This window comes from Dyella halodurans (genome assembly GCF_026283925.1).
Taxonomy (GTDB): Bacteria; Pseudomonadota; Gammaproteobacteria; order Xanthomonadales; family Rhodanobacteraceae; genus Dyella; species Dyella halodurans.
Genome location: NZ_JAPDPF010000003.1, coordinates 175,647 through 200,744, shown reverse-complemented (window position 1 = coordinate 200,744; position 25,098 = coordinate 175,647). Strand labels below are relative to the sequence as shown.

The 25,098-nt window shown below is 66.1% G+C and carries 21 protein-coding genes and 1 riboswitch; of the genes, 8 read left to right on the top strand and 13 right to left on the bottom strand.

Annotated features, from left to right (window positions below):
* Positions 1 to 60 precede the first annotated feature (60 nt).
* The 4 genes from OUZ49_RS07665 to OUZ49_RS07650 all read right to left on the bottom strand — a co-directional run bounded on the left by OUZ49_RS07665 (position 61) and on the right by OUZ49_RS07650 (position 3,323).
* Positions 61 to 1,662, bottom strand: coding sequence for a peptide chain release factor 3 (locus OUZ49_RS07665; RefSeq protein WP_266149739.1), 1,602 nt, complete (start codon positions 1,660 to 1,662; stop codon positions 61 to 63).
* 40 nt (positions 1,663 to 1,702) lie between these two features.
* Complete coding sequence (locus tag OUZ49_RS07660; protein WP_266149738.1) at positions 1,703 to 2,197, bottom strand: GFA family protein; 495 nt, start codon at positions 2,195 to 2,197, stop codon at positions 1,703 to 1,705.
* Positions 2,198 to 2,220: 23 nt separating this feature from the next.
* Entirely contained in the window at positions 2,221 to 2,886 is a 666-nt protein-coding gene (locus tag OUZ49_RS07655; protein WP_266149737.1) for a M24 family metallopeptidase, read from the bottom strand.
* Between the two features lie 80 nt (positions 2,887 to 2,966).
* Positions 2,967 to 3,323 carry a DUF1304 domain-containing protein gene (locus OUZ49_RS07650; RefSeq protein ID WP_266149736.1) on the bottom strand — a complete coding sequence of 119 codons (357 nt, stop codon included), beginning with the start codon at positions 3,321 to 3,323 and terminating at the stop codon, positions 2,967 to 2,969.
* A gap of 233 nt (positions 3,324 to 3,556) precedes the next feature.
* Between OUZ49_RS07650 and OUZ49_RS07645 the strand changes: the two genes are divergently transcribed.
* From OUZ49_RS07645 to OUZ49_RS07630, 4 genes are all read left to right on the top strand, one after another.
* A complete protein-coding gene (locus tag OUZ49_RS07645) occupies positions 3,557 to 4,345 on the top strand; it encodes a hypothetical protein (RefSeq protein ID WP_266149735.1) in 789 nt (262 codons plus the stop codon).
* Between the two features lie 178 nt (positions 4,346 to 4,523).
* A riboswitch (SAM riboswitch) is annotated at positions 4,524 to 4,640 on the top strand.
* 90 nt (positions 4,641 to 4,730) lie between these two features.
* A complete protein-coding gene (metX, locus tag OUZ49_RS07640) occupies positions 4,731 to 5,759 on the top strand; it encodes a homoserine O-succinyltransferase MetX (protein WP_266149734.1) in 1,029 nt (342 codons plus the stop codon).
* A 55-nt stretch (positions 5,760 to 5,814) separates the two neighbouring features.
* Positions 5,815 to 7,005 carry a cystathionine gamma-synthase gene (metB, locus tag OUZ49_RS07635; protein ID WP_266149733.1) on the top strand — a complete coding sequence of 397 codons (1,191 nt, stop codon included), beginning with the start codon at positions 5,815 to 5,817 and terminating at the stop codon, positions 7,003 to 7,005.
* Positions 7,002 to 8,093 carry a homoserine dehydrogenase family protein gene (locus tag OUZ49_RS07630; RefSeq protein ID WP_266149732.1) on the top strand — a complete coding sequence of 364 codons (1,092 nt, stop codon included), beginning with the start codon at positions 7,002 to 7,004 and terminating at the stop codon, positions 8,091 to 8,093. Before metB ends, OUZ49_RS07630 begins: the two co-directional genes overlap by 4 nt.
* A gap of 86 nt (positions 8,094 to 8,179) precedes the next feature.
* On the opposite strand, the gene OUZ49_RS07625 is transcribed toward OUZ49_RS07630, so the two are convergent.
* Both OUZ49_RS07625 and OUZ49_RS07620 read right to left on the bottom strand, forming a co-directional pair.
* A complete protein-coding gene (locus tag OUZ49_RS07625; protein WP_266149731.1) occupies positions 8,180 to 9,796 on the bottom strand; it encodes an APC family permease in 1,617 nt (538 codons plus the stop codon).
* A 308-nt stretch (positions 9,797 to 10,104) separates the two neighbouring features.
* Complete coding sequence (locus OUZ49_RS07620; protein WP_266149730.1) at positions 10,105 to 11,487, bottom strand: L-serine ammonia-lyase; 1,383 nt, start codon at positions 11,485 to 11,487, stop codon at positions 10,105 to 10,107.
* 176 nt (positions 11,488 to 11,663) lie between these two features.
* Between OUZ49_RS07620 and OUZ49_RS07615 the strand changes: the two genes are divergently transcribed.
* Positions 11,664 to 11,903 carry a glutaredoxin family protein gene (locus tag OUZ49_RS07615; protein WP_266149729.1) on the top strand — a complete coding sequence of 80 codons (240 nt, stop codon included), beginning with the start codon at positions 11,664 to 11,666 and terminating at the stop codon, positions 11,901 to 11,903.
* A gap of 64 nt (positions 11,904 to 11,967) precedes the next feature.
* Here the strand turns inward: OUZ49_RS07615 and OUZ49_RS07610 are convergent, their stop codons facing one another.
* The 5 genes from OUZ49_RS07610 to OUZ49_RS07590 form a co-directional block, all read right to left on the bottom strand.
* Entirely contained in the window at positions 11,968 to 13,344 is a 1,377-nt protein-coding gene (locus OUZ49_RS07610; protein ID WP_266149728.1) for a GTP-binding protein, read from the bottom strand.
* Positions 13,345 to 13,353: 9 nt separating this feature from the next.
* Positions 13,354 to 13,917, bottom strand: a complete 564-nt coding sequence (locus tag OUZ49_RS07605; protein WP_266149727.1) for a YceI family protein — start codon at positions 13,915 to 13,917, stop codon at positions 13,354 to 13,356.
* On the bottom strand, positions 13,917 to 14,495 hold the full coding sequence (locus tag OUZ49_RS07600; protein WP_266149726.1) for a cytochrome b: 579 nt from the start codon (positions 14,493 to 14,495) through the stop codon (positions 13,917 to 13,919). Before OUZ49_RS07600 ends, OUZ49_RS07605 begins: the two co-directional genes overlap by 1 nt.
* Complete coding sequence (locus OUZ49_RS07595) at positions 14,492 to 15,109, bottom strand: YceI family protein (protein ID WP_266149725.1); 618 nt, start codon at positions 15,107 to 15,109, stop codon at positions 14,492 to 14,494. Before OUZ49_RS07595 ends, OUZ49_RS07600 begins: the two co-directional genes overlap by 4 nt.
* 87 nt (positions 15,110 to 15,196) lie before the next feature.
* The gene (locus tag OUZ49_RS07590; RefSeq protein WP_266149724.1) at positions 15,197 to 16,678 is read right to left on the bottom strand and encodes a GTPase; all 1,482 of its coding nucleotides are present in this window, start codon (positions 16,676 to 16,678) and stop codon (positions 15,197 to 15,199) included.
* 159 nt (positions 16,679 to 16,837) lie between these two features.
* On the opposite strand from OUZ49_RS07590, the gene OUZ49_RS07585 reads away from it, so the two are divergent.
* Complete coding sequence (locus OUZ49_RS07585) at positions 16,838 to 20,404, top strand: hybrid sensor histidine kinase/response regulator (protein ID WP_266149722.1); 3,567 nt, start codon at positions 16,838 to 16,840, stop codon at positions 20,402 to 20,404.
* 239 nt (positions 20,405 to 20,643) lie between these two features.
* On the opposite strand, the gene OUZ49_RS07580 is transcribed toward OUZ49_RS07585, so the two are convergent.
* Positions 20,644 to 21,066: a DNA polymerase III subunit chi gene (locus tag OUZ49_RS07580; RefSeq protein WP_266149721.1), complete on the bottom strand. Its 423-nt coding sequence runs from the start codon at positions 21,064 to 21,066 to the stop codon at positions 20,644 to 20,646.
* 70 nt (positions 21,067 to 21,136) lie between these two features.
* Positions 21,137 to 22,624, bottom strand: coding sequence for a leucyl aminopeptidase (locus OUZ49_RS07575; protein ID WP_266149719.1), 1,488 nt, complete (start codon positions 22,622 to 22,624; stop codon positions 21,137 to 21,139).
* A 217-nt stretch (positions 22,625 to 22,841) separates the two neighbouring features.
* On the opposite strand from OUZ49_RS07575, the gene lptF reads away from it, so the two are divergent.
* Both lptF and lptG read left to right on the top strand, forming a co-directional pair.
* On the top strand, positions 22,842 to 23,939 hold the full coding sequence (gene lptF / locus OUZ49_RS07570; protein ID WP_266150039.1) for an LPS export ABC transporter permease LptF: 1,098 nt from the start codon (positions 22,842 to 22,844) through the stop codon (positions 23,937 to 23,939).
* Entirely contained in the window at positions 23,939 to 25,039 is a 1,101-nt protein-coding gene (lptG, locus tag OUZ49_RS07565) for an LPS export ABC transporter permease LptG (RefSeq protein ID WP_266150038.1), read from the top strand. Before lptF ends, lptG begins: the two co-directional genes overlap by 1 nt.
* The last annotated feature ends 59 nt before the right edge of the window (positions 25,040 to 25,098 follow it).

The window sequence follows — 25,098 nt, the reverse complement described above, 5'->3', positions numbered from 1 at the left end:
AGCTCTGCGCGCGTCGATGGAGACATCCACGCGCGTGGCGCTGGGACCTCTGGCTGGGGCTCAGAGGTCGACGGAGGTGGCGTGCTCGCGCGTGGCCGAGAAACGGACCTGCGGCCAGCGCTCCTGCGCCAGCTGCAGGTTCACGCGCGAAGGAGCGAGATAGACCAGCTCACCCGCAGCATCGATGCCGAGGTTCATGGCGTTCTTCTCGCGGAACTCCTCCAGCTTCTTGGCGTCTTCGCAATGCACCCAGCGCGCGGTGGCCACACCGACGGTTTCGAAGCTGGCGTCGACGCCGTACTCGTCCTTGAGGCGGTAGGCGACCACGTCGAACTGCAGCACGCCCACCGCGCCGAGCACGAGGTCGTTGCTCATCAGCGGACGGAAGAACTGGGTAGCGCCTTCCTCGGACAGCTGCGCGAGGCCCTTCTGCAGCGCCTTCATCTTCAAGGGATCACGCAGGCGGGCGCGGCGGAACAGCTCCGGCGCGAAGTTCGGGATGCCGGTGAAGCTCACCGGCTCGCCTTCGCTGAAGGTGTCGCCGATGCCGATGGTGCCGTGGTTGTGCAGGCCGATCACGTCGCCGGGATAAGCCGATTCGACGATCTCGCGGTCACTGGCCATGAAGGTCAGCGCATTGGCAATGCGTACTTCCTTGCCGGTGCGGGTCTGGATCATCTTCATGCCGGCGGTATAGGTGCCGGAACACACGCGCATGAAGGCGATGCGGTCGCGGTGCGCGGGGTCCATATTGGCCTGGATCTTGAACACAAAGCCGGTGAGCTTTTCTTCCTCCGGCTTCACTTCGCGCGACAAGGTGCCGCGTGCGCGTGGCGACGGTGCGTGCTCGACGAAGAAGTCCAGCAGCAACTGCACGCCGAAGTTGTTCACCGCCGAGCCGAAGAACACCGGGGTCAGCTTGCCGGCGAGGTATTGATCCAGATCGAACGGATGCGAAGCGCCTTGCACCAGCTCCAGTTCGTCGCGCAGTTCGGCCAGCGCTTCGGCACCGATCTTCTCGGCCAGGCCGGGGGCGTCGAGGCCCTTGAAGATGGTCGAGTCCTGGCGGGTGAAATTCTTGCCCTGCTCGAACACATGCACTTCGTCGAGCAGCAGGTGATACACGCCCTTGAGACGCTTGCCCATGCCGATGGGCCAGGTCAGCGGCGCGCAGGCGATGCCCAGCACCGACTCCACTTCGTCCAGCAGCTCGATCGGCGAGCGGCCCTCGCGGTCGAGCTTGTTGATGAAGGTCATGATCGGGGTATCGCGCAGGCGGCACACCTCCATCAGCTTGATGGTGCGTTCCTCCACGCCCTTGGCGCAGTCGATCACCATCAGCGCCGAGTCCACGGCCGTCAGCACGCGGTAGGTGTCTTCGGAGAAGTCCGCGTGGCCTGGGGTGTCGAGCAGGTTGACGATGCGTTCCTCGTAGGGGAACTGCATCACCGACGAGGTCACCGAGATGCCGCGCTCCTTTTCCAGCGCCATCCAGTCGGAGGTGGCGTGACGGGCCGCCTTGCGCCCCTTGACCGAGCCGGCCATCTGGATCGCGCCGCCGAACAGCAGCAGCTTTTCGGTCAGCGTGGTCTTGCCCGCGTCAGGATGGCTGACGATGGCGAAGGTGCGGCGGCGGCGGGTTTCGGATAGATGCGTGGACATGGCGGGGTATCAGGCTTGCGAACCCGCCATTGTACCAAGGCTAGGACCTTGCCAGCTTTTCCCGCAGGATCCGGCGCCGTTCCAGGCTAGCCGGGGGCCAGTACTGGTCGGCCGGGTAGAACTCGTCCACCGCTGGCACGCCGTCCGGGATCACCACCCAGGGCTGCTTGGTGGTCGTGTAGATGTGGATGTCGGGACTGAGCCGGTCCGGCTGGTCCAGGGTGCCCACCCGCAGGAAGGCCACCCAGGGGCCGCCGCCGGCGTAATGGCTCCACAGGGCCAGGCGGCAGCTCGGGCAACGCATGATGGTCTGACCCTTGCCGCTCAGCGATGGCGTCACGATGGCCTCAGTCATGCCCTTGAGCAGGCTCAGTCGTTCGGTTTCGAACAAGGCGTTCAGGGCGAACGCGGTGCCTGTCTCGCGCTGGCACCAGCGACAGTGGCAGCAGTGCACGAACAGCGGTGGGCCGATCACTCGGTAACGGACCTCGCCGCAGTCGCAGCCGCCTTCAAGCATCGCTTCGTCATTGCTCATGCCGGGACTCCTCAAGACAGGCCCTAGTCGACGCTCAACAGGTCCTCGTAGAAGGCGCCGTAGGGTTCGCTGGGGTGGGCGATCTGGATTTCCAGGATCCACAGGCCGCTGGACGGCCGTTCGCCCAGATCACCGAGGTCGCCGGCCTTGTGCACGGAATGGGGAAAGTCGCTGACTCTATGCCCCTTGATCTCGTGATTCAGCTGCCAGCCCATAGCCTCGGCCTGCTGTTGGGCGTAGGCATAGAGTGCCTCGCCGCTGAGGCCCTGGCTGCGCCATGCCTCGGCGACCAGCTTGAACAGTGCCCGCGCGGCATCGGCACAGGCCTGTTGCTGCGGCGCGTGGCCCACCACAAAGGTGTCGCCGGCATCACCCTCGTGCCCATCGAACACCAGGCCGAGGTCGATGAAGTAGATGTCGTTCTCGCCCAGGCGCACGCTGGTGTCGGAGCGCTCGCGATAGGTCTTGGTGGTGTTGGGCCCGATGCGGATGATCACCGGGTGCCACAGTCGTTCGATGCCCAGGGCACGGAACACCTCGGCGGCTTCGACCCGGGCCTCGTCCTCGCTGATGCCGGGCCGCATCCGCTCGCGGGTGCCCTGTACCGCGGCCCAGGTGCGTTCGCGCGCATGTTGCATCCGGCGGGGATCGAAGCGGTTGCCGACCGCTTCCTGTTGAATCGGGCTCATGGGGTGGTCCGGCATTGCGGTCAAGCGAAAAGCATGGCACAGCGTCGCCTCGGATGCAGGCGTGCCGGGCCGGCAAGCGCTCAGGTCAGCAGTACCAGCACTAGGCCAAGCAGGGCCGGCAGGGCCTGGATCACGAGTATTTTCCGGCTTGCGGTCAGCCCGCCGAACAGCCCGGCGATCAATACGCAGCCTAGGAAGAACAGCTTGATATCGATGCCGTCGCGGCCCAGCCAGAGGCCCCAGCACAGTCCGGCGGCGAGAAAGCCGTTGTAGAGCCCCTGGTTGGCCGCCAGCACCTTGGATTGGGCAGCGAACTCGGCCGTGAGCCCGAACGCGCGGCGCCCTGACGGCTTGTCCCACAGGAACATTTCCAGGATCAGGAACCAGACGTGCAGCAGGGCGACCACGGCGATGACGAGGTTGGCAGCGATGGACATGGTGGTTGCCGATGCTTGAGTGGGATGAAGTGTTGCAGTCGGGCTGCCAGGTCGCAAATTCGGCCAGCCATTCCGATGTTTTGCTAACCCTTTCAGCTGATTGCTAGCGCTCAGGGGCGGGCGTACGGTCGCACGGCCGGGTCCGCCACGGCATCTTGCTCGAATGATCGGCAGGTCTGCCTGGGGGCCTTGGGCGCGACCTGGCCACACTCACTCTCTGGGGAGTCGCAACCATGAAGAAGTCGCTGAGTATCGGTCTGCTGGTCCTGCTTTGTCCGGCGTACGCCATGGCGCAGAGCGCCTTCGACGGCACCTGGAAGATCGACACCAACAAGGTGCAGATGTCCAAGAAGCCCGATGTGCTCGTGCTGCAGAACGGCATGTTCGAGTGCAAGACCTGCGCGCCGCCAATCAAGGTCAAGGCCGATGGCACCGACCAGAAAGTGACCGGGCACCCCTACTACGACACGATGGTGGTCCAGGTGGTGGACGAGCATACGGTCAAGGAAACCGAAAAGAAGGGCGGCAAGGTGGTGGCCAGCTCGACCACCACCGTGGCGGCGGACGGCAAGACGGCCCATTTCGAGTTCACCGACAGCAGCAACACCAGTGGCGACCCGGTCACCGGCAAGGGCGACATGAAGCAGGTGGCGCAAGGTCCAGCCGGCGCGCACGCCATCTCCGGCTCGTGGGTGACGTCCGATATCTCGGGCTTGTCCGATAACGGCCTGTTGTTCACCTATAAGGAAGACGGCGGCAAGCTGGGCATGACCACGCCGACCGGACAGTCCTACGAGGCCAAGACGGACGGCACCGAGGCCCCCTACAAGGGCGACCCCGGCATTACCACCGTGAAGGTGAAGCAGGTCGGCAAGAACTCCCTGGTGGAAACGGATCTCCGCAACGGCAAGGTCATTGCGGTCGTGAAGTCCACCGTGAGTGCGGACGGGAAAAGCATCGAAATGGTCTACGACGACAAGCTGCAGGGGCGGACCACGTCCTATACGGCGCTCAAGCAGTAAGCCTTTGGTGCCGCGCCAGGGCCATGCAGCGCCCTGGCGCGAAGGGGTGCAAAGCCAGACGGGGACCGCCTTTGGCCTATGTCTACGGGTCGTGACGGCTTGCGCGCTACTGAGGTCTATGCGCCTAGACGTTTAGACGTCTATTGACAGTCATATCCTTCGCGTATAGATTCTACCGAACTCATCGAGACCGGCGGAGGGACAGGCCCTTTGAAGCCGGGGCAACCTGCGGAACAGTTCCGCGACGGTGCCAATTCCTGCGGTAGCGCCTAGGGCGCATGCCGCGAGATGAGGGTAGATCCGCACCGCCGCGCTGTTGTTGCGCCGCCATGCGCTCTCCTCTCCTCTCCGGTCCGCAGGACGATGCCGACCGGAGAGAGCCGAGATGTCCAGCCAGCCGCAAGCCCTTACGCCCACTGCCTCCGCCCTTGCTGCGGCCGGTGCGGTCATGCGGCCGGACCTGACCACCCAGCGCTGCACCCGTCGCATCAGGATCACCCCGAAGTACGGCAGCGCGCCGTGCGAGCTCGATGTGAGTTACCTGTGGTGCGGCGCCCCGGATGCTCCCACGGTGATCGTGCAGGGCGGCATCTCGGCCAGCCGGGACGTGGTGGCGCTCGACGGCGAGGCGGCTCCCGGTTGGTGGCAGGACTTGGTCGGCAGCGGGCTGCCGCTGGATCTGGAGCGCTATCGGGTGCTTTCGATCGACTGGATCACCCCGGCCGACCTCGGCGGCGTGCAGGCCATTTCCAGCGAGGATCAGGCCGATGCCCTGGCTGCCCTGGTGGAGGCGCTGGGGATCGGGCGCGTGCATGCCTTCATCGGCTCATCCTACGGCGCCATGGCGGCGCTGGCGTTTGCTGCGCGCCACCCGTATGCGCTGGGGCGGCTGATCCTGTTGGCCGGCGCCCATCGCCCGCATCCGCTGGCGACCGCGCAGCGCTCGGTCCAGCGCGGCATCGTGCGGCTGGGCCAGGATTGCGGCCAGCCCGAGCAGGCGCTGGCGCTGGCCCGCCAGCTGGCGATGACCACCTATCGCGGCAGCGACGAATTCGCCCGCCGCTTCGGGGCCGCGCCGGAGTTCCGCGATGGCCGCTTCCATTTCCAGGTCGAGGACTACCTGGAGCACGCCGGACGCCGCTTCGTCGAGCGTTTCGACGTCGAGCGCTTCCTGGCCCTGTCCGAATCCATCGACCTGCACGACGTGCCGCCGGAGCAGATCGCCGCGCCGGCCACCCTGATCGGCTTCCCGTCCGACCGGCTGGTGCCGCTCGCCGACCTGTGCGAGCTGCAGCGCCGCCTGCATGGTCCGGCCACGCTCGAAGTAGTCGAGTCGCCGTACGGGCATGACGCCTTCCTGAAGGAAACCGATCGCCTCGCGCCGTTGTTGCGCGAGGCGCTGGCCGGTTGTTGACCCCGACACAAAACCCTGCCGCCCACGGCAACGCTATACGCACGGAGATTCACCCATGAGCGAGACCCCATCCCCCTGTACCCGCGCGGTGCGTGCCGGCATCGAGTCCGATACCCAACACGGCGCCGTGGTGCCGCCGCTGCACCTGTCGACCAACTACTCATTCACCGGCCTGGGCGGCAAGCGCGCCTATGACTATTCGCGCAGCGGCAATCCCACGCGCGACTTGCTGGGTGAGGCACTGGCCGAGCTGGAGCAGGGCGCCGGCGCCGTCGTCACGGCCAGTGGCATGGCGGCGGTGGCGCTGGCGCTGGAGCTGGTACCGGCGGGGGCGACCGTGCTGGCGGCCCACGACTGCTATGGCGGCACCTGGCGCTTGCTCGATGCGTGGGCGAAGAAGGGGCGTTTCCAGGTCAAGTTCGTCGACCTCACCAACGCGCATACCTTGGCCGAAGGTCTCGCCAGCAAGCCGGCGCTGGTGTGGGTGGAGACCCCATCGAACCCCTTGTTGCGCATTACCGATATCCGTCACGTGGCACAGGCTGCCCATGCGGTAGGTGCCCTGGTCGTGGTCGACAACACCTTCCTGTCGCCGGCCCTGCAACAGCCGCTGACCCTGGGCGCAGACGTGGTGGTTCATTCGACCACCAAGTACATCAACGGTCACAGCGATGTGGTGGGCGGCGCGGTGGTGGCACGCGATCCCGCGGTGGCCGAGCAGCTGAAGTGGTGGGGCAACTGCAATGGCCTTACCGGCGCGCCGTTCGACAGCTTCCTCACCCTGCGCGGCCTGCGCACGCTGAGCGTGCGCCTGCGTCAGCATCAGGAAAACGCCGTCCGCATTGCCGACCGTCTGGACGGCCATGCAGCCGTGAGCAAGGTCTATTACCCGGGCCTGGAGCGTCACCCCGGTCACGCGCTGGCGGCACGTCAGCAATTGGGTTTCGGCGCCATGCTGAGTTTCGAACTGCAAGGCGATGTGTCCCATATCGAGGCCTTTGTCGACGGACTGCACTATTTCTCGCTGGCCGAATCGCTGGGCGGCGTGGAAAGCCTGATTGCCCATCCGGCATCGATGACCCACGCCGCGATGGCGCCGGAGGCGCGTCGCGCAGCCGGTATCGCCGATAGCCTGCTGCGCTTGTCGATAGGCATCGAGGACGGCGACGACCTGCTGCGCGATCTCGATGCCGCGCTGTGCCGCGCGCAAGCCGTTGAGGCAGGCAAACGCCGGGTGAGCGCATGAGTGCTGCATTGAGTGCGGAGGCAACCCTCGCGTCGACGGGGCAGGCGCCCGCGTCGATTGCCACGGTGCTGCTGGGCACGGGCGTGGTCGGCGGTGCATTCCTGAAACTGCTCAATACCCAGGCAGCCGCGTCGATCCGCCTGGTGGGCGCGGCCAACTCGCGCCGGCAGCAGACGGGAGCCGAGCAGCTTGCCGATCGTGCCTTGCGTGAAAAGCTGAAGAGCCACGGGGATCACCGTGACGATGCGGCCTTGCTTGCCGCACTCGAGGCCAGCGACGCCGCGGTGAAGGTGATCATCGACGCCACCGCCTGCGGCACGCTCGCCGCTCGCCATGCCGACTGGCTGGCACGCGGCTACCACGTGGTCACGGCAAACAAATCGCTGGCCGGTGGTGACCTGCCGGGCTGGCGCTCGTTGCAAAGCGCCTTGTTGCAGGGTGGTCGCTATGGCGATTCGGCCACCGTGGGCGCCGGCTTGCCGGTGCTGTCCACCTTGCGTCGCCTGCGTCATTGCGGCGATGCCTTGCTCACCCTCGAAGGCGTGTTTTCCGGTTCGCTTTCCTACCTGTTCAACCAGTACGACGGCAGCCAGCCGTTTTCCACCCTGCTGCGGCGTGCGCGTGAGCTGGGCTACACCGAGCCTGATCCGCGGTCGGACCTTTCGGGCGAAGACGTGGCGCGCAAGTTGCTGATCCTGGCCCGATGTGCCGGCTTTGCACTGCGCCCGGATGAAGTGGAAGTGGAAAGCCTGGTGCCGGAGGCCTTGCGTTCGGTGAATGTGGAAACCTTCCTCGCCCGCCTGGAAGAGCTGGACGAACCGCTCGCGGCCCGTCATGCAGAGGCGAAGGCGCGCGGCGGCTCGCTACGATTCCTGGCGCGCCTCAATCAGCGCGGCCGCGCGCGCGTCGGCCTGGTCGAGGTACCCGCGAACCATCCGGCTACGCGGCTGTTCGGCACCGACAACCAGTTCGCCCTCACCACCACGCGCTACAACACCCAGCCGCTGGTGATCCAGGGGCCGGGCGCGGGGCCGGAGGTGACGGCGCAGGCACTGCTGGGTGATGTGCTGGCACTGGCACCGCACTGAACTTTGGCGTTCGTCGGATGGCCTGGGCAAAACAAAAAACGCGCGGCTCATCACCGCGCGTTTTCATGTGCCAACACAGAAGTGTTTCAGTGTTGGGCAGGGCGGCTAGCGGCTTCGGCCTCCGCCGCTTCCACCGACGGCGTGCGCCAGCCCGACTTCACGCCCCAGATATAGAAGACCAAGCCGACGACAGCGACCAGCAGCAAATCCCAGCCGTAGGGAATGTAGTTGTGGCCGTTGAACTTCGAGCTGCCGGCCCAGGAAATCAGCGCGATCGTCGGCAGGTAGGCGATCAGCCACCAGGCGCCGCCGAGCTGGCGACCGATGTCGTGCCAGCCAGCCTTCGCCTGGTAATACAGATAGACCGGCAGGGCGACGACCATCAGCAGGATGATCTTGCCGGTCAGTGGCCAGGCGGCCCAGAACAGCAGCTCGGTGGCCATGATGAAGGCAATCGCCGCGAGCACCGGCAAGCCGGTCAGGCGGAATGGTCGATGCATGCCTGCCGCGGTGCGGCGCAGCGTCATCACGCTGACCGGACCGGTGAGGTAGGAAATCACCGTGGCCACGCCGATCACGGCGGCCAGCGAATCCCAGCTGCGCGAGTTGTACAGAAAGACAAACGAGACCAGCAGGTTGAGCCACATGGCCGGACGCGGGATGCCCCACTTCGGGTGCAGGCGACCGAAAATCTTCGGCATCGTGCCATTGCGCTCCATGCCGTAAATCATGCGCGCGGTGGTGGCGGTATAGGTGATGCCAGTGCCGCTGGGGCTGATCACCGCATCGACGAACAGCAGCCAGGCCATCCACTGCAGCCCGAGGATGATCGCCAGGTCGGCGAACGGCGAGCTGAAGTTGATGCCGTTCCAGCCGGCCTTGGCCAGCATGTCGGTCGGCACGGAGCCGATATAGGCCACCTGCAGGATCACATAGATGACCGTGGCAATGGCGATCGAACCGACCACGGCGAGCGGAATGCTGCGGCCCGGGTTGCGCGCGTCGCCGGCCAGGTTCACCGGACTCTGGAAGCCGTTGAAGCTGAAGACGATGCCGGCGGTGGTCACGGCGGTAAGAATCGCCGGGAAGTCGATGGCGTGCTGGTCGCCATGGATGCCGACCGAGAAGTTCTCGTGATGGAAGCCGCTGGCGATCAGCAGCAGGCCGGTGGCGGCGGGCACCACCAGCTTGAACGTGGTGATGGCGGTATTGGAGTGCGCGAACAGCTTCACGCTCCAGAAGTTCAGCAGGAAATACACCAGCACCAGCACGCTGGCGATGCCCATGCCTGCCGTGGTCAATTCGATATGGCCATTGCCCAGCGGCGTGGACAGGCCGTGCGCCCATTCAAACGGCCAGTGGTGCATGTATTGCACCGAGGCGACCGCCTCCACCGGGATCACCGACACGATGGCGATCCAGTTCGCCCAGGCGCCGATGAAGCCGACCAGCGAGCCATGCGAGTAATGGCTGTAGCGCACCATGCCGCCGGACTCCGGGAACATGGCGCCGAGCTCGGCATAGGTCAGCGCGATGGTCATGATGATCGCCGCGCCCAGCACCCAGGCCCAGACCGCGCCGGGGCCGGCCAGGCTGGAGGCACGGGCCGCGCCGAACAACCAGCCGGAGCCGATGATCGAGCCCAGGCCGGTGAGCATGAGGGCGAACGGGCCGACATCGCGGCGATGAGGGGAAGAAGCCATGCGGTTTCCCAGGTCAGTGATTCGACGAGCCGCCACCTGGGCGACATAAGGGGCGGATGATGACAGACCCGGCGCGGCGCTGTCAGCTTGACCGGCGTCATCGATCGTGCCGCGGCGCAGCAGGCAGGTGCTTGAATCGGTTGTGGAAAGGAGCCGCTCATAGCTCCTTCTCCCCGCCGGGGAGAAGGTTGGGATGAGGGGCGGGTGCTCGCGAGGGCGTGACTACAGAGCCGGCCCTGAGCCAGGCTTTTCGCAAGATTGACCCCTCACCCCAGCCCTCTCCCCGAAGGGGAGAGGGAGCTAGAAGCTCAGCACTCGATAACGTTGACCGCCAGCCCGCCGCGCGAGGTTTCCTTGTACTTGTCCTTCATGTCGCGGCCGGTGTCGCGCATGGTGGCGATGACCTTGTCCAGCGACACGCGGTGCTTGCCGTCGCTCTTGAGCGCCATGCGGCTGGCGTTGATCGCCTTCACCGAACCCATGGCATTGCGCTCGATGCAGGGAATCTGCACCAGGCCGCCGATCGGATCGCAGGTCAGGCCGAGGTTGTGCTCCATGCCGATCTCGGCGGCGTTCTCGACCTGCAGCACATTGCCGCCCAGCGCGGCAGTGAGACCGCCCGCGGCCATCGAGCAGGCCACGCCCACTTCGCCCTGGCAGCCCACTTCGGCGCCGGAGATCGAGGCGTTCTCCTTGTAGAGAATGCCGATGGCGCCGGCGGTGAGCATGAAATCGATAATGCCGTTCTCATCCGACTTCGGGCAGAAGCGGTGGTAGTAGTGCAGCACCGCCGGCACGATGCCGGCCGCGCCATTGGTCGGCGCCGTCACCACGCGGCCACCGGCAGCGTTCTCTTCATTCACCGCGAGCGCGTAGAGGTTGACCCAGTCGAGGATGGTCAGCGGGTCCTTCAGCGAGGCTTCCGGCGCATCGCGCAGGTCAGCCGCCATGGCTGGTGCGCGTCGCGTCACCTTGAGTCCGCCAGGCAGCACGCCAGGCGAGCGCAGGCCGCGATTGACGCAGTCCTGCATCGCCTTCCAGATGACCAGCAGGCCGGCGCGGGTTGCTTCCTCGCTGCGCCAGACCTTTTCGTTCTCCATCATCAACTGGGCGATGGTCATGCCGTGCTTTTCGCACAGCGCCAGCATCTGGTCGCCGGTGGAGAACGGATACGGCTGCTCGGTGGTATCGGCCACGATGCGGTCTTCGGCCGCCTCGTCGTGATTCACCACGAAGCCACCGCCGACGGAGTAGTAATCGCGCGTTGCCAGCTCATGGCCTTCAGCATCGTAGGCGGAGAAGCGCATGCCGTTGGTGTGGAACGGCAGCTTCTGGCGCTTGTTGAAGACCAGGTCGCGCTTTTCCTCGAACTCGATCTCGTGCTTGCCGAGTACGCGCAGGCGATGGGTCGAGCGAATGCGCGCCAACGTCTCGGGAATACGGTCGGGGTCGACCGTATCCGGATGCGCGCCCTCGAAGCCGAGCAGCACGGCCTTGTCGGTGCCATGGCCGCGGCCGGTCATCGCCAGCGAGCCGTACAGCTCCGCGCGCACGCGCGTAACGCGATCGAGCACGCCTTTTTCCTCCAGCCAGCGCTCGGCGAAGCGCGCCGCCGCCCGCATCGGGCCGACGGTATGCGAGGAGGACGGACCGATGCCGATCTTGAACAGGTCGAATACGCTGACAGCCATGGAATGCGCAATGTGGGCGGGGAGGGTCGCCTATTCTACGCAGGCGGCGCCGCGATGCTTGCCGCGCCGCAGCGGGTAGTCAGTGCGGAAGCGTATGGCGGGACGATCTGCCCGCCTGGTGCCGGCCACGCGATGTGCTCGCGGATCACGACGAGCTGGCGTATGGTGCGGCGGCCATGCCGACACGATTCGTACTCTACCAACGCGACTACTGCCATCTCTGCGACCAGGCGCTGGCCGTGATGGCTGAGGCGCGCGCGCCGGATTTCGACAGCATCTGGGTCGATGACGACGCATCGCTGGAACAGCGTTATGGCGTTCGCGTGCCGGTGCTGCGGGATGATCAGGATGGCCGCGAATTGGATTGGCCGTTCGATGCGCCCATGGTTCGCCAATTCCTCGACGGCATTGTGTAGGAGCGCACCCTGTGCGCGATCACGGCGTCACCGCTACGTAGGCTCTCGCGCACAGGGTGCGCTCCTACAGTAACGGTGCCTGGCGCGATTTCAGGCGTTTGAGGATTTCCTCGCGCGCTTCACGCAGGATCGAATCGCGATCGAGGCTGGCCACGATCTCCGCGACCACGCGCTTGGCGCCCTGGTCGCCCCATGACTTGCCGGCAACGAGATAGCGCTCCGCGGCGCGTCCAATCAAGACCGTGGCATACCAGCCCAGGGCACCTTGAGCGGCAGCGGTGACCAGCACCGAAAGCCCCGCACTCACGCCTTTGAGCGTCGACGCCACCAGTTGCACGCCCCAGATCGCACCCATCAGGGCCGCCAGCTGTGCGGAAATGACCGCGACGAGGCGACCGGATTCCGCGCGGGTCAGCGGCAAACCATAGACGCGTGAGAGCTGCACGACCATTGCAGCATCGAGCCCGGCCGCAGCGAGCAGGTCGGCGACCGGGATCGGATTCAGCGCCACCGCCAGTCCCTTGGCGATGCAGTACTGGCGGATCAGCCGGCTTGCCAACAGGCGGCGGCTGGCGGCAATGCGTGCACTCACCTGATCGGTGAGACGCCCCGCATACAGTCCTGCATTCAGTGCAGACAGCGTCTTGCCTTCGCGCTGTGCAATGGCCAGCAGCCGTTCGCGCAAGGCGGCGACATCGGGTGGTCGCTGCTGTTCGTGCGCGTGTTCGCGGCCATGAGCATCGATATCCAGCACACGCTCGGGCGAAGGGCGCGCGGCAACGGCGATCACATCCTCCGCACGCAGCAGTCCGGACGTGCGCTCGCGCAGTCGATCGAGCAGGGCCTCGCGTTCATCCGCGCGATAGCGGTCGGCCTTGTTCAGCGCCAACAGCAGGGGGCGCTGGGTGGCGGCGAGGGTGTGGATGGCGTCCAGCTCGTCACGGGTGAGGTCGCCATCGGCGACGAAAATCACCAGGTCGCTGACTTCGGCGACATCGAAAGCCAGGCGCTCGCGCGCCTCGCCATCCAGCTCGTTGATGCCCGGCGTATCGATCAGCACCAGGCCGTCCTGGATCGCCTCGTCGAGTGTGGCCTGCTGGGCCGCGGCGGTGGTGCCGTGAAGCACGCCCACGGTGAACGCCTCGCGTCCGAGCAAGGCATTGCCCAGCGCCGACTTGCCGGCGGAGACGCGGCCGAACACCGCGACGTGCAATTCACCGCGCTCCAGCCGATCAAGCATCGCTTCGATGCGGCCGAAATCCGCCGCAAGATCGCTGCGGATGGCGGGGGATATGGTGGGGTCGTCGAGCAGGCTGCGCAGACTTGCCGTCATGCGCGATTGCGCCGTATCGGTGTTGGCGGTAGCGCCGGGCGCTGCGGCGACGAACGCGTCTGGCTTGAGCCAGCCACGCAAGCGTCGCCACAGCGTGTCGACCGCCATGTCGGCGACTTACTTTGCGGCGAGCACGAGGTGTGCGTTGATCTTCACGTCGGCGCCAATGACCGACGTGTCGGCATAGTCGCCGCCGCCCACGCCGAAATCGAGGCGCTTCACCGAGCCGCTTACATCCAGCGTGGCGCCGCTGCCTTGCGGCTTGAACGTGACGTTGAGGCTGACCGGCTTGGTGACGCCACGCAGGGTGAGGTTACCGTCCGCAATCACCTGAGCGCCGCTCTGGCGAAAGCCCGTGGTGACGAAATGCGCCTGCGGAAACTTCGCCGCATTGAAGAAGTCCGACCCCGGCAGGGCGCCGTCGCGGTCGTTGTCGCCCGTCTTGGCGCTGCTCACGTCGACCTGGACGTCGAACTTGGAGGTGGCGAGCTTCGTCGCGTCGTAGCTGATCGCCGCCGTCCACTTGCCGAACGTGCCATCGAACGACTGGCCCTGGAAGCTGCTGGTGAAACCGAGCTTGCTGGCGGCCGGCTGCACGGTGTAGTCGGCGGCGCTGGCCAGGCCGGGCAAGGCCAGGGCGAGCAGCAACGGGGCGAGGTGCTGGAGGGCAAGCTGTTTCATCAGGATTCTCCTTGGGAGGGGGTGCTCTCGCGCAGGCGACGGAAGGGGAGCATGCGCAGCAGGACGTTGTCGCGATCGAACAGGTGATGCTTCAGCGCGCCGGCGATGTGGGGCACCAGTACGGCCACCAGGATCCAGAACAGGTCTTCATGCAGTTCGTGCGCGGTGCGCTGCATGGCGTGGTTGGCTGCCGTCAGCGCGGGCAGATTGAACAGCTTGAAGAACTGCAGTGGCTTGCCCGCGATCGAGTTGAACCACCAGCCGCTGAGTGGCAAGGCAGCGATCAGCAGGTAGAGGGCGCCATGCACGGCATGCGCGGCCCTCTTCTGCCAGCGCGGTGCCGGCTCCTCCAGCGGGCGCTGGTCGCGCCAGCGCCAGAGCAGGCGCAACAGCAGCAAGGCCAGCACGGTGAGGCCGATCGACTTGTGCAGGGCCAGCCAGTTGATCTTCTGCATCGGCGAGCTGGCGAGGTCCATGGCCAGGCCGAAGATGCCGTTGCCGATGATCAACAGCGCGGTGGTCCAATGGAAGAACTTGGCGACCGAGCCCCACTGGCGACGGGTGCTGCGCAGACTCATGGTGATTCCTTGGTGGTTTGATGTTGATCGTCCTGGATCGCTTCCAGTTCCAGCCACACGCTGACGCCGTGGCCGATCGAATTCGGCGTGGCGGTGATGCCGAAGTCATCGCGATTGAGCGTGGTGTTGGCGGAGAAGCCCGCGGTGGTATGCAGGCCGTAGATGGTGGTGCCGATGCGGTTGACGGTGAACGCAAGATCGACGGGGCGCGTCACCCCGCGCAGCGTGAGGTTGCCGTGCAACACGCCGTGTTGATCGTCCTTGCGCTCCACCGAGGTGCTGGCGAAATGCGCGTAGCGCATGCGCTCCGCATCCAGGTAGGCAGGCTTGCGCACGGCGGCGTTCCACGCCTCGTCACCCATGTCGACGCTGGCCAGGTCGATGTCCAGCTCGGTCGCCGACTGGCTCCAGTCCGCCGCATCAAAGCGCAGCCAGCCCTGGGCGATATGCAGGCGTCCGAACGGACGCGAGAAACCATTGTGGTCGATGCTGAAAACGATCTGGCTGTGCGTGGTGTCGTAGCGATAAGCGACGGGCGCCGCCTGCACGCCAGCGCTTAGCAGCAAGCCGGCAAACAGGGGCAGGGCCCAGCGTGGAAGGCGCGACCTGATCATGGGCGGAAGTCTGGCCGAACCGCGGCGGCGATGCCAGCAGCCTTGCCGGAACATATTGTTTCCCGAACGGAGCCACATCGGCGGCGATCAGTCGGATGGCGGAGGATGATCCTCGTCACGCTCACGTAGTGTATCCATGGTAAGCGTGGCCAACTGGCGCAGGCGCGCGCCGCCGGCCTCGGTGAGCAGGGTCTTGAGCCGCGCGCTGGCATCGTCCTGGTCCAACGCCTTGCGCTCGGCCAGCGAAGCGGCCAGGGCGCGCCCCATGCTGTCGAAGATCAGTGCATAGGCAAACGCATGCAGGACGCCGCCACCGAGGGTGCCAAGGCCCGGGAACGCCTTCAGCGCATTGCCCGCGATCGCCAGCACGATGGAGCTGCCGGTGCGCAGGGTGAGCTTGGCCTGGTGCACGAAGTCCTCGATCTGCACGTCGCTGACGCGGACCTCGTACAGGGCTGCCAGTTCGCGCGTCAGCGCGGCCGCGAGTGCGCCCTGGATGATCAGGTCACTACCGGGCGCCACCGCCGCCATCGCACCGACGATGGCGCGGCGCGCGTATTTGCGCACGATGCGTTCGCTTTCCGCAGCACGCGTCTGGGCCTCCAGGGCACCGGTGCGCTGGTGCAGGCCGGCCAGTACCGCGTGCTCGCGTTGCGGTTCAAGGCTTTCGGCGCCCGCGGCGGTCAGCCGCGACAAGGCCTCGAGCAGCGGCTGGATCGCAGGTTTGCGCTGGCGCTCCACCTGTTCGATGGCGCCGTCGGCCAGCTGGCGCTGGAAGTACTCGGAGCCACCGGCGCTGATCGCGACGACGGCATTCGCCAACCCCCTGGTCTGCTCGCGCAAGCGCTGGCGAAGTTGATCCAGTTCGTGCGCGCTCCACTGATCGGCCTTGTTCAGCACCAGCAGCAAGGGTTTGCCGAAATCGGCGAGCCAACGCACTTCCTCCATCTGCGTGCGGGTGAGATCGCCCGCGCACAGATAGATCACGGCATGCGCGCGCAAGGCCTCGTCGCGGGCCAGGGCTTCGTGAGCGGCGCCATCGGTCTCGCGGCTGCCGGGCACATCGGCGATGACCAGGGTGCGGCCATCCGGCAGCGCGCTGTCGTAGTGCGCCACCTGACGCGTGGTGCCGCCGCGGACATCGCTGCGCGCAGCGGATGACCGTGACAGCGCCCGGATCAAGGTGGATTTGCCGGTGGAGATTTCGCCGAACAGGGCGACGTACACGCGGGCCGTGGTGCGGCGCCGGTCCAGTTCGAGCAGTTCCGCGCCGAGTGCCTGGGTATCCGCTCCCTGTTCGCGCAGGCGTTCGACGCGCCGTTCCAGCGCGCCGCGATCGGGCGCCGGCACGGCCTTTCGTTTGCGGCGGGGCCTTACCAGCCACCAGAGCACGGCGAGTCCGGCGAGGGCGAACAAGGCCAGTGTGCTGCCCAGGGTCCATTGCAGCCAGGTCGGCAGCCCAAGAAAGCGCTGCGCCAGCGCCAGCGCCCGTTCGGCAATGGCCAGCAGCAGCCATAGCAGGGCGGCGAGGGCGATAGCAGCGAGCAGCCAGCGTAGTCGTCGGGACATCGCTGCATGGTAGAGCCTGGGAGGCGTCGGGGCGCGGCTGTCGCCGTCTGCCCCGGCCCGGGGCTAGGCCTAGCCGTGGCCGGGTTGGCGGCCCTCACGGGGGAGCGGCTCGTTCTGACACCACGGGTCTGGCATCATCGAACGACTTGGGGGGAGTCCATGCTGCCGTCTTTGCTGCTCAGCGTCTTCCTGTTCGGCACCACACCCACGGCTGCAGTGGCTACCACGGCAGTCGCGCCTTCGGCCGCCGCGACCTTGCCAACGCCGCAGTTCCGTCGCTACGGCACCGCCGAGGGGCTTCCCAGCAGCAGTGTGTACACCATCGCGCAGGCGCCGGATGGGGCGATGTGGTTCGGCACCAAGAGCGGTATCGCCCGCTATGACGGGGTCCGCTTCAAGGTGTTTCGCCACGTCGCAGGCGAGCCGCAATCGCTGTTCAACAATGGCATCTCCGCCCTGGTCTTCGACCGGAGCGGGCATTTGTGGGCGGCCGGGCTGGAAGCAGGCCTCAATCGCTACGACCAGCGCTCCGATGCATTCCAGCATTGGGGGCACGAGCCGAAGGACCCGTCGAGCCTGAGCAGTGACAAGGCCTGGTCGATTGCGCAGACCGGCGATGGCACCCTCTGGGTTGGCACGGCCGCGGGCCTCGATCGCATGCGTGTCGATGGTCGTGGCTTCGATCACGTGGTGGTGCCGCCGGCTGGCGATCAGCCGGCCGCGCTGGGCACCGTCGGCGCCCTGTTCGTGGACGCGCGCGGGCAGTTGTGGGTCGGTAGCGACAACGGCGTCTTTCGTCGCGATGCGGCCGGCGTATTTCATGCGATCGCCACGGACCGGGCCGGGCAGGCGCTGGACGCCTGGCGCATTGACGGGGACGGCGACGAGATACGTATCGCGTCGTCGCACGGCCTGTTCGTGGTGGGCAGCGATGACCTTGCTCGCCAGGTCGGGCGTGGCGAGCTGCCTGAAACCAATGTGCTGGGCAGCGCCCGTGACGGTGCCGGGCGGTTATGGGTGGGTACCCAGCGCGGACTGTTCTTGCAAAACGGCAAGGGCGCGCCGTTGCAAGGTGTCATCAACCAACCCGTGCTGTACGGAAACCTGCCGGGCACCTGGGTGTGGCAAATCCATACCGACAACGAGGGTGGTCTGTGGATTGCGTTGTTCGATGGCGGCGTGGCCTATCTCGCGCCCGGTTGGAACAGCGTCAGCCGCTTCACGCATATCCCTGACGATGAGTTGAGCCTGCGCGACTCCGTGGCCCACGCGATTGCCCGCGGCTGGGACAGCTCGATCTGGGTAGGCGAACGCAATGGGCGCGTGGACAGGCTGTGGCCGGCCACCGGCGCAGTCGAGCATGTGCTGTCCGGCTTGCGCGGCGATGTGTTGGGCATGACCCAGGATGCGCAATCACGTTTGTGGATCACCGTGCAGGGCGCGCTGTTTCGCTATAGCAACGGCAAGCTCGACATGGTGCCTTCGAGCAGCAAGGGCATGCGGCATCCGCTTGAGGTGGAGGTCGGACCGGATGACAAGCTTTATGCGCGTACGTTTGGCGAGGGTTTGTTCCGTGTCGACCAGGAGACCCTGGAGGTTTCGCCGGTGCCGTTCTTGCCGGCGGACGAAAAATCCCGCTGGGGCAGCCAGATTACCCTCAACCGCGGCACCTTCTGGTATGCCAGCGATGGCGGCATGTTGCGCCTGGACCGCACGCGCGATCATTTCGAACCGGTGCCGGGCGTCAACAACGACCAGGCCGTGGATGCCTTCGACTTTACCGAGGATGGGCTGTGGATGGCCCGACCCGACGGGCTCGAACATTATCACTACGAAGGCGATGGCCTGGCGCTGGACCACAAGGTCGATGGCGCGCATGGCTGGCCGTCGATCAACGTCGTTGACCTGGCGGTGGACCGGCATCGGCGCGTGTGGATTTTCGGCCGCGATGGGCTCTGGCGCTTCGATCCGGCCAGTGGCCGTTTCCGTCAGCTCGGCTTGCAGGACGGCCTGAGCAACGGCGAATTTCTGCGCGGCTTCGGACGCTCTGCGGATGGCACCATCTACGCGCCTACGCTCGGCGGCGTGATGGGCTTCAATCCCAATCGCATCGACGAGCACGTCACGCCACCGCAGGTCGAGATCACGCGCGTCAGCGTGCTTCGCGATGGCGTGCAGCAGGATCTGCCGCTCTCTTCATCCGGCGAACTGTTCATCGGCTGGAAGGATCGTGGACTCAATGTTGAGTCGCGCGTGTTCTCGTATATCGACCCGGCCGCCAACCGTTACCGTTTTTATCTGCATGGCGTGGATACCGCGTGGGTGGACACTGGCAGCCGCGGTGAGCGCGATTTTGCCGGGCTGGGCACGGGCGACTACACGCTGGACGTCATGGCGGCAGGCGCGGATGGCGAATGGGTAAGTCTGCCGGCACCCGTGCAGATCCACGTGCAGGCGCCGCCATGGGCGCGCTGGTGGGCGTGGGGCGGCTATGTGCTGCTGGCCGTGCTGGCGCTCTGGCTGGCCTTGCAGGCATGGCGCCGTCGCCTGGCACAACGCCATCAGATCCAGCTGGCCGAGCAGCGCAGCCGACTGGCTGAACAGGCGAGTGCGGCAAAAACCCAGTTCCTCGCCACGCTCAGCCATGAGATACGCACGCCTATGACCGGTGTCATCGGCATGGCGGAATTGCTGTTGAGCACGCCGCTCAGTCAGATTCAGCGTCATTACGCGGAGGCCATGCAACGTTCGGGCGGCATGTTGCTCAAATTGCTCAACGACGCCCTCGACCTGGCGCGCATCGAGGCGGGCAAGCTGGATCTGGAGCTCGCACCGTTCGATCCGCGTTCGCTGGTCAACGACGTGGCCCACCTCGAACAGAGTCAGGCGCAGGCCAAGGGCCTGCGTTTCGACGTGGACATCGCCGATGACCTGCCGCACCGCATGATTGGCGATGCCGTGCGTATCAAGCAGGTCTTGCTCAACATGGCCAACAACGCCATGAAGTTCACCGAGCGCGGCAGTGTCACGTTGCGTGCGCGGCGCACCCAGCACGGCCTGTGTTTCAGCATCATCGATACCGGCCCTGGCATACCCGAAGCCAGCCGGGCGCGCCTGTTCGAGCGTTTCGAACAGGCCACCGGTCCAAGGCGGCGGGCGGGCAGCGGGCTGGGCCTGGCCATCTGCCGCGAGCTGGTGGCGATGATGGGCGGCAGTATCGAGCTGGAGTCGAAGCTGGCCTACGGCAGCACCTTCCATGTGCGCCTGCCACTGCCGCTTGCCCCGGAATGGCATGACGCAGCCAGCGTGCGCGGCGAACGTGCGCCGATACCCTTGCTCAACGTGCTGTTGGTCGAAGACGACGCCATCGTCGCCGCGGTGATCCGTGGCCTGCTGGAGCGAGCAGGTCATGAGGTGCGCTATGTGGTCAATGGACTGGCTGCCCTGGCCGAACTCGCCCAGGCGCCGTGCGATGTGATCCTGTTGGATCTCGACTTGCCGGGTATCGACGGTTTCCAGATCGCGCGACTGATCCGCCAGCGCGAGGAACCCGGCCAGCGCATGCCCATCGTGGCGATCACCGCCCGCACGGGCGGTGACGAGGAAGCGCTGGCGCGCGCGGCGGGCATGGATGGGTTCCTGCGCAAGCCGCTCACCGGCGAGCAACTGGTCGACGCCATCATGGCGCATCTGGAGCCGTTGCCGGCCCAGGCCAATGTGGCGTGACCTGGTGACGCTACGGTTTGCCTGAACGTCGCCGCCAATAAATCCACGGGCGCCAGATCTGTTTTTTTTGTAGGAGCGCACCCTGTGCGCGATCATCCGGCAGGACTGCCGGATGGCACAGCGCCAGCTGCCCGAAGGGCGAGGGCCAAGGATGGCCCGAGTGAAAAACTAACGGAGCGGTGATGCCGTAATCGCGCACTGGGTGCGCTCCTGCAGCGCACGCGAGCGAGCAAGGCCAGCTACATATCGAACTTGTTCACCTCAAAGCCGCGCCGCTTGTACTCGCCCCAGCGTGTGCGCGAGCCCTCGCGTTCGGCCGGATCCGCGGCCACCACTTCCAGCACGCGATCGTAGTGGCCGGCCGGGCAGGCCTCGCGCAGATTGATCTGCAACGGCCGATCGGCGGTATCGATGCCAGGTGGCACGATCAGCACGGCCGTGTTCGCATCGTCGTCGTCACCGGCCAGCTGGTGCGGGATATAGCCATCTTCCTCGAACGCCCACAGCAGCTCATCGATTGCCTCCGCCTGGGCGAAGTCGCGGGCGAGGATCAGGGTGGGCCGTTGCGAGGCATAGGCGCGTTTGGCCAACTCGCACACCAGCAACAGCGGTTGCTCGCGAAAGCGCGGCTTGTCGATCAGATAGAAATCGGCACGAGGCATGGGCTGGAAGCCAGGGCGAAGAAAGGGGGATCGTCATTCCGGCCTTGGCCGGAATGACGATGGCGGCCGCTTAGACGCTGCGGTCGATCAGCCACTGCACCAGCAACGACACCGGCCGACCGGTGGCCAGGCCCTTGCGGCCTTCGTCCCAGGCGGTGCCCGCAATGTCCAGATGGGCCCAGCGCTGGCCTTCGGTGAAGCGCGCCAGGAAGCAGCCGGCGGTGATCGCACCGGCGTTCTTGCCGCCGATATTGGCGACGTCGGCAAAGCCCGATTCCAGCTGCACCTGGTAGTCGTCCCACAGCGGCAGGCGCCAGGCGCGATCGAGTGCCTGTTCACCGGCGGCGATGAGTTCGGCGGCGAGGTCGTCGTGCTTGCTCATCACGCCGCTGGCGTGCTTGCCCAGGGCGATGACGCAGGCGCCGGTCAGCGTGGCGGCATCGATCAGCACCTTCGGCTGGAACGTCTGCGTCGTGTAGGTGAGTGCGTCGCACAGGATCAGGCGACCTTCGGCGTCAGTGTTGAGCACTTCGATGGTCAGGCCTGAGAGGCTGGTCAGCACGTCGCCGGGACGGTAGGCGTCGCCATCGGGCATGTTTTCCACGGCCGGCACCACGCACACCAGATTGACCGGCAGGCCCAGCTTCACGGTTGCGACGAAGCTGCCGAGCACGCCGGCGGCGCCGCCCATATCGAACTTCATCTCTTCCATGCCGGGGCCCGGCTTGAGGCTGATGCCACCGGTGTCGAAGGTGATGCCCTTGCCGACGAACGCGTAGGGCTTGTCACCCTCGGCGCCGCCCTTGTACTCGAGCACCACCAGCTTCGGTTTGTTGGCCGAGCCGCGACCGACCGCGAGCAGCGAGCCGAAGCCGAGTTCTTCCATGGCCACGTGATCGAGCACCTTGCAGCTGACCTTGTCGTGCTGCTCGGCGAACTGGCTGGCCTGGCTGGCGATGTAAGCCGGGTTGCAGATGTTCGGCGGCAGGTTCGCCAGCTCACGTGCAAAACGCACGCCGGCGGCGATCGCCTCGGCCTGGTCGAGGCCAGCCTGCGCATCGTGGCCAGCGGCGAGGGTGAGGGCGCCCAGTTCCGGCTGCGGGCTCTTGTCGCGCGGCTTGAAGGTGGCGGTGTAGCGATAGGCGGCGTGGTCGGCGGCCAGGGCGGCGGTGCGCACGCGCCAGGTGGCATCGTGGCCGGGCACGTCGACTTCGCTGAGGTAGGACACGGCGCTGTCGATCGGCAGGCGGCCGAGTGCACGAACGGCTTCGCCGTTCACGCGCTGGTAGCGTGCACCATCCAGCGTCTTCTGCGTTCCCAGTCCGACCACCAGCACGCGCTTGGCCGTGACGCCCTCGGGCGCATACAGCAGCGTCGTGGTGCCGGCCTTGCCGTTGATGTCACCGCTCTCCACCTGGCGCTTGATGGCGCCATGGGCGGCGGTGTCGACGCGGGCGGCGGCACTGGTGAGCACACCGTTCTCATAGACGCCGACCACCACGCAAGGGGTATCGACGGTTTCGGGAGCGGCGGAGCCAAGGCTGAACTGGAGAGTCATGTGATGTCCTGCAGAAAGGTCCGGAAAGGTTCGGACAGGCTAGACTTGGGGTTTGCCGGCCTCGAAAGGCGCGGCGCCAAGCCCTTCATCTTATCGCATGTCGAGAACCTGTCCCCATGACCCGGGCGATAGCACGTACACTTAGCGGTTGTTTCCCGTCCTTCAGGCGCGCCCCCCGCGCCGCGGGCTACTACGTGCGTGAGGACCGTTTCTGAGCATCCTCGATCGATATTTCCTGCGTGAGCTGGCTCAGAACGTAGCCGCGACCGCCATCGTGCTGCTGGCCATCATGTCCGGCACGCAGTTCGCGCACGTGTTGCAGCAGGTGGCGAACGGCAGTTTTCCGGCCAGCGTGATGTTCCAGGTGCTGGGCCTGAACATGCTTACCGGCCTCACCACGTTGCTGCCGCTGTCGGCCTTCCTGGGCGTCTTGCTGGGCCTGGGTCGCATGTACCGTGAGAGCGAAATGCATGTGCTCGCCTCGTCGGGCATGGGTGCCGATGGTTTATTGCGCCCGATGTCGATCCTCGCGCTAAGCGTGGCGGTGCTGGTGGGCGCGGTGTCGCTGTGGCTGGGCCCCTGGGCCGTGCGCACGTCGGACGCCCTGGTGGCCGCGGCCAACCGTTCGGTGATCGCCGCCGGCCTCGATGCCGGACGCTTCACCGAGCTGCCAGGCCGGGGCGGCATCATCTTCGTCGATGAGCTGAGCCGCGATGGCAGCCAGCTCGGCAATACCTTCATTGCGACCGAGCGAGTCGGCTCCGACAAGGTGACGCATGTGAAGGTGGTTACCGGCAAGCGTGGCCAGCTGTACCAGGAAAGCGACGGCAACGACCGTTTCCTGGCGCTTTGGAATGGCTGGCAATACGACCTGCCGCTGGGTGCGGACAACTGGCGCAAGATGAAGTACGAGCGCAACGACGCTTCGCTGTCCAGCGTCCAGGCAGACAACAGCGACGAAGATCCCGCCGCATCGTTGACCACGATGGCGCTGCTGAACTCGAACACGCCCGATACCCGCGCCGAGTTCGCCTGGCGCACCATCGCGCCGGCGATGACCCTGGTGCTGCTGATGCTGGCGATGCCGCTGTCGCGGCAGACGCCGCGCGAGCCGCGCTTTGGCCGCCTGCTGCTGGCCGTGCTCAGCTTCTATTTCTATTACCTGCTGCTGGCGCTGTGCCGTGGCCAGATCATCAAGGGCCACTGGCATCACGCGGGGCCGATGTGGATGGTGAGTTTGATCGTGTTTGGCATTGCCGCGTGGATGTTCCGTAGCCAATACGTCGAGCGCAAGCCGCGCAAGGTGGCCGCGTGATCGCCGCGTTGCGCATCAAGCGGGTCGACTGGCTGGTCGGCATCACCGTGCTCAGCGCCATGTTGATGGTATGGCTGGTGATCACCGGCCTCGACGCCGTGTTCCAGTTCCTGCGCCAGCTCGGCAACGTAGGCAAGAACGGCTTCACCCTGACCAATGCCGTCGTCTACGTGCTGGTGACGTTTCCGCGCCGCCTGTACGAAATGTTCGGCAATGCCGCGCTGATCGGTGGCCTGCTTGGCCTGGGCGGCCTGGCCAGCAGCAACGAACTCACCGCGCTGCGCGCGTGTGGCCTGTCCAAGTTGCGCATCGCCGTGGCCGCGGTGGGCGTGGTGGCCATCCTGATCGTGGGCGTGGTGATCCTGGGTGAAACCGCGGCGCCCTGGGGCGACCAGCAGGCCCAGGCGATGCAGCTGCGCCTGAAGACCAACAACGTCGGCCTGGGTGGCGCGTCCGGCCTGTGGGCGCGCGACGGCGACCGCATCATCAATGCCAAGGGTTGGACGGCCAAACGCCATGGCGCGCACGCCACCGTGCAGCTGCACGACGTGCGCGTGTTCACGCTGACGCCCGATGGGCAGGTGACCCACTTCGACTGGGCGCAGACGGCCGAGCACGATGGGCGGCAGTGGGTGATGAGCCAGGTACGCAGCTCCACGCTCGACGAGCAGGGCGTGCACAGCACCACGATCCCCAGCCAGCGCTGGGATTCGCACCTGAATCCGCAGGTGCTGGAGCAATCGGTGATCCAGCCGCAATACCTGCCGATGCGCGATCTGCGGCGCAATATCTCCTATCTGGAAGCGAACAATCAGAACCCCGGCGTGTATGCCTCGGCGTTCTGGACGCGCGCGCTGTATCCGCTCAACGTGCTGGTGCTGGTCTTGTGCGCGATGCCGTTCGCGTTCGGCACGCTGCGTTCGGGTGGCCTGGGCAAGCGCATGTTCATCGGCATGCTGCTGGCGATTGGCTGGTACTTCCTGCAGAAGGCGATGGTGAACTTCGGCACCGTCTACGGCGTACCGCCATTCCTCGCCAACCTGCTGCCCGCGGTGGTGCTGGCCCTGGTGGCCTGGCTGTACTTCCGCAAGCACGGCTAAGCCCTGGCTTTTCCCTCTCCCCGTTGGGGAGAGGGCAGGGTGAGGGGCCAATCTTGCGA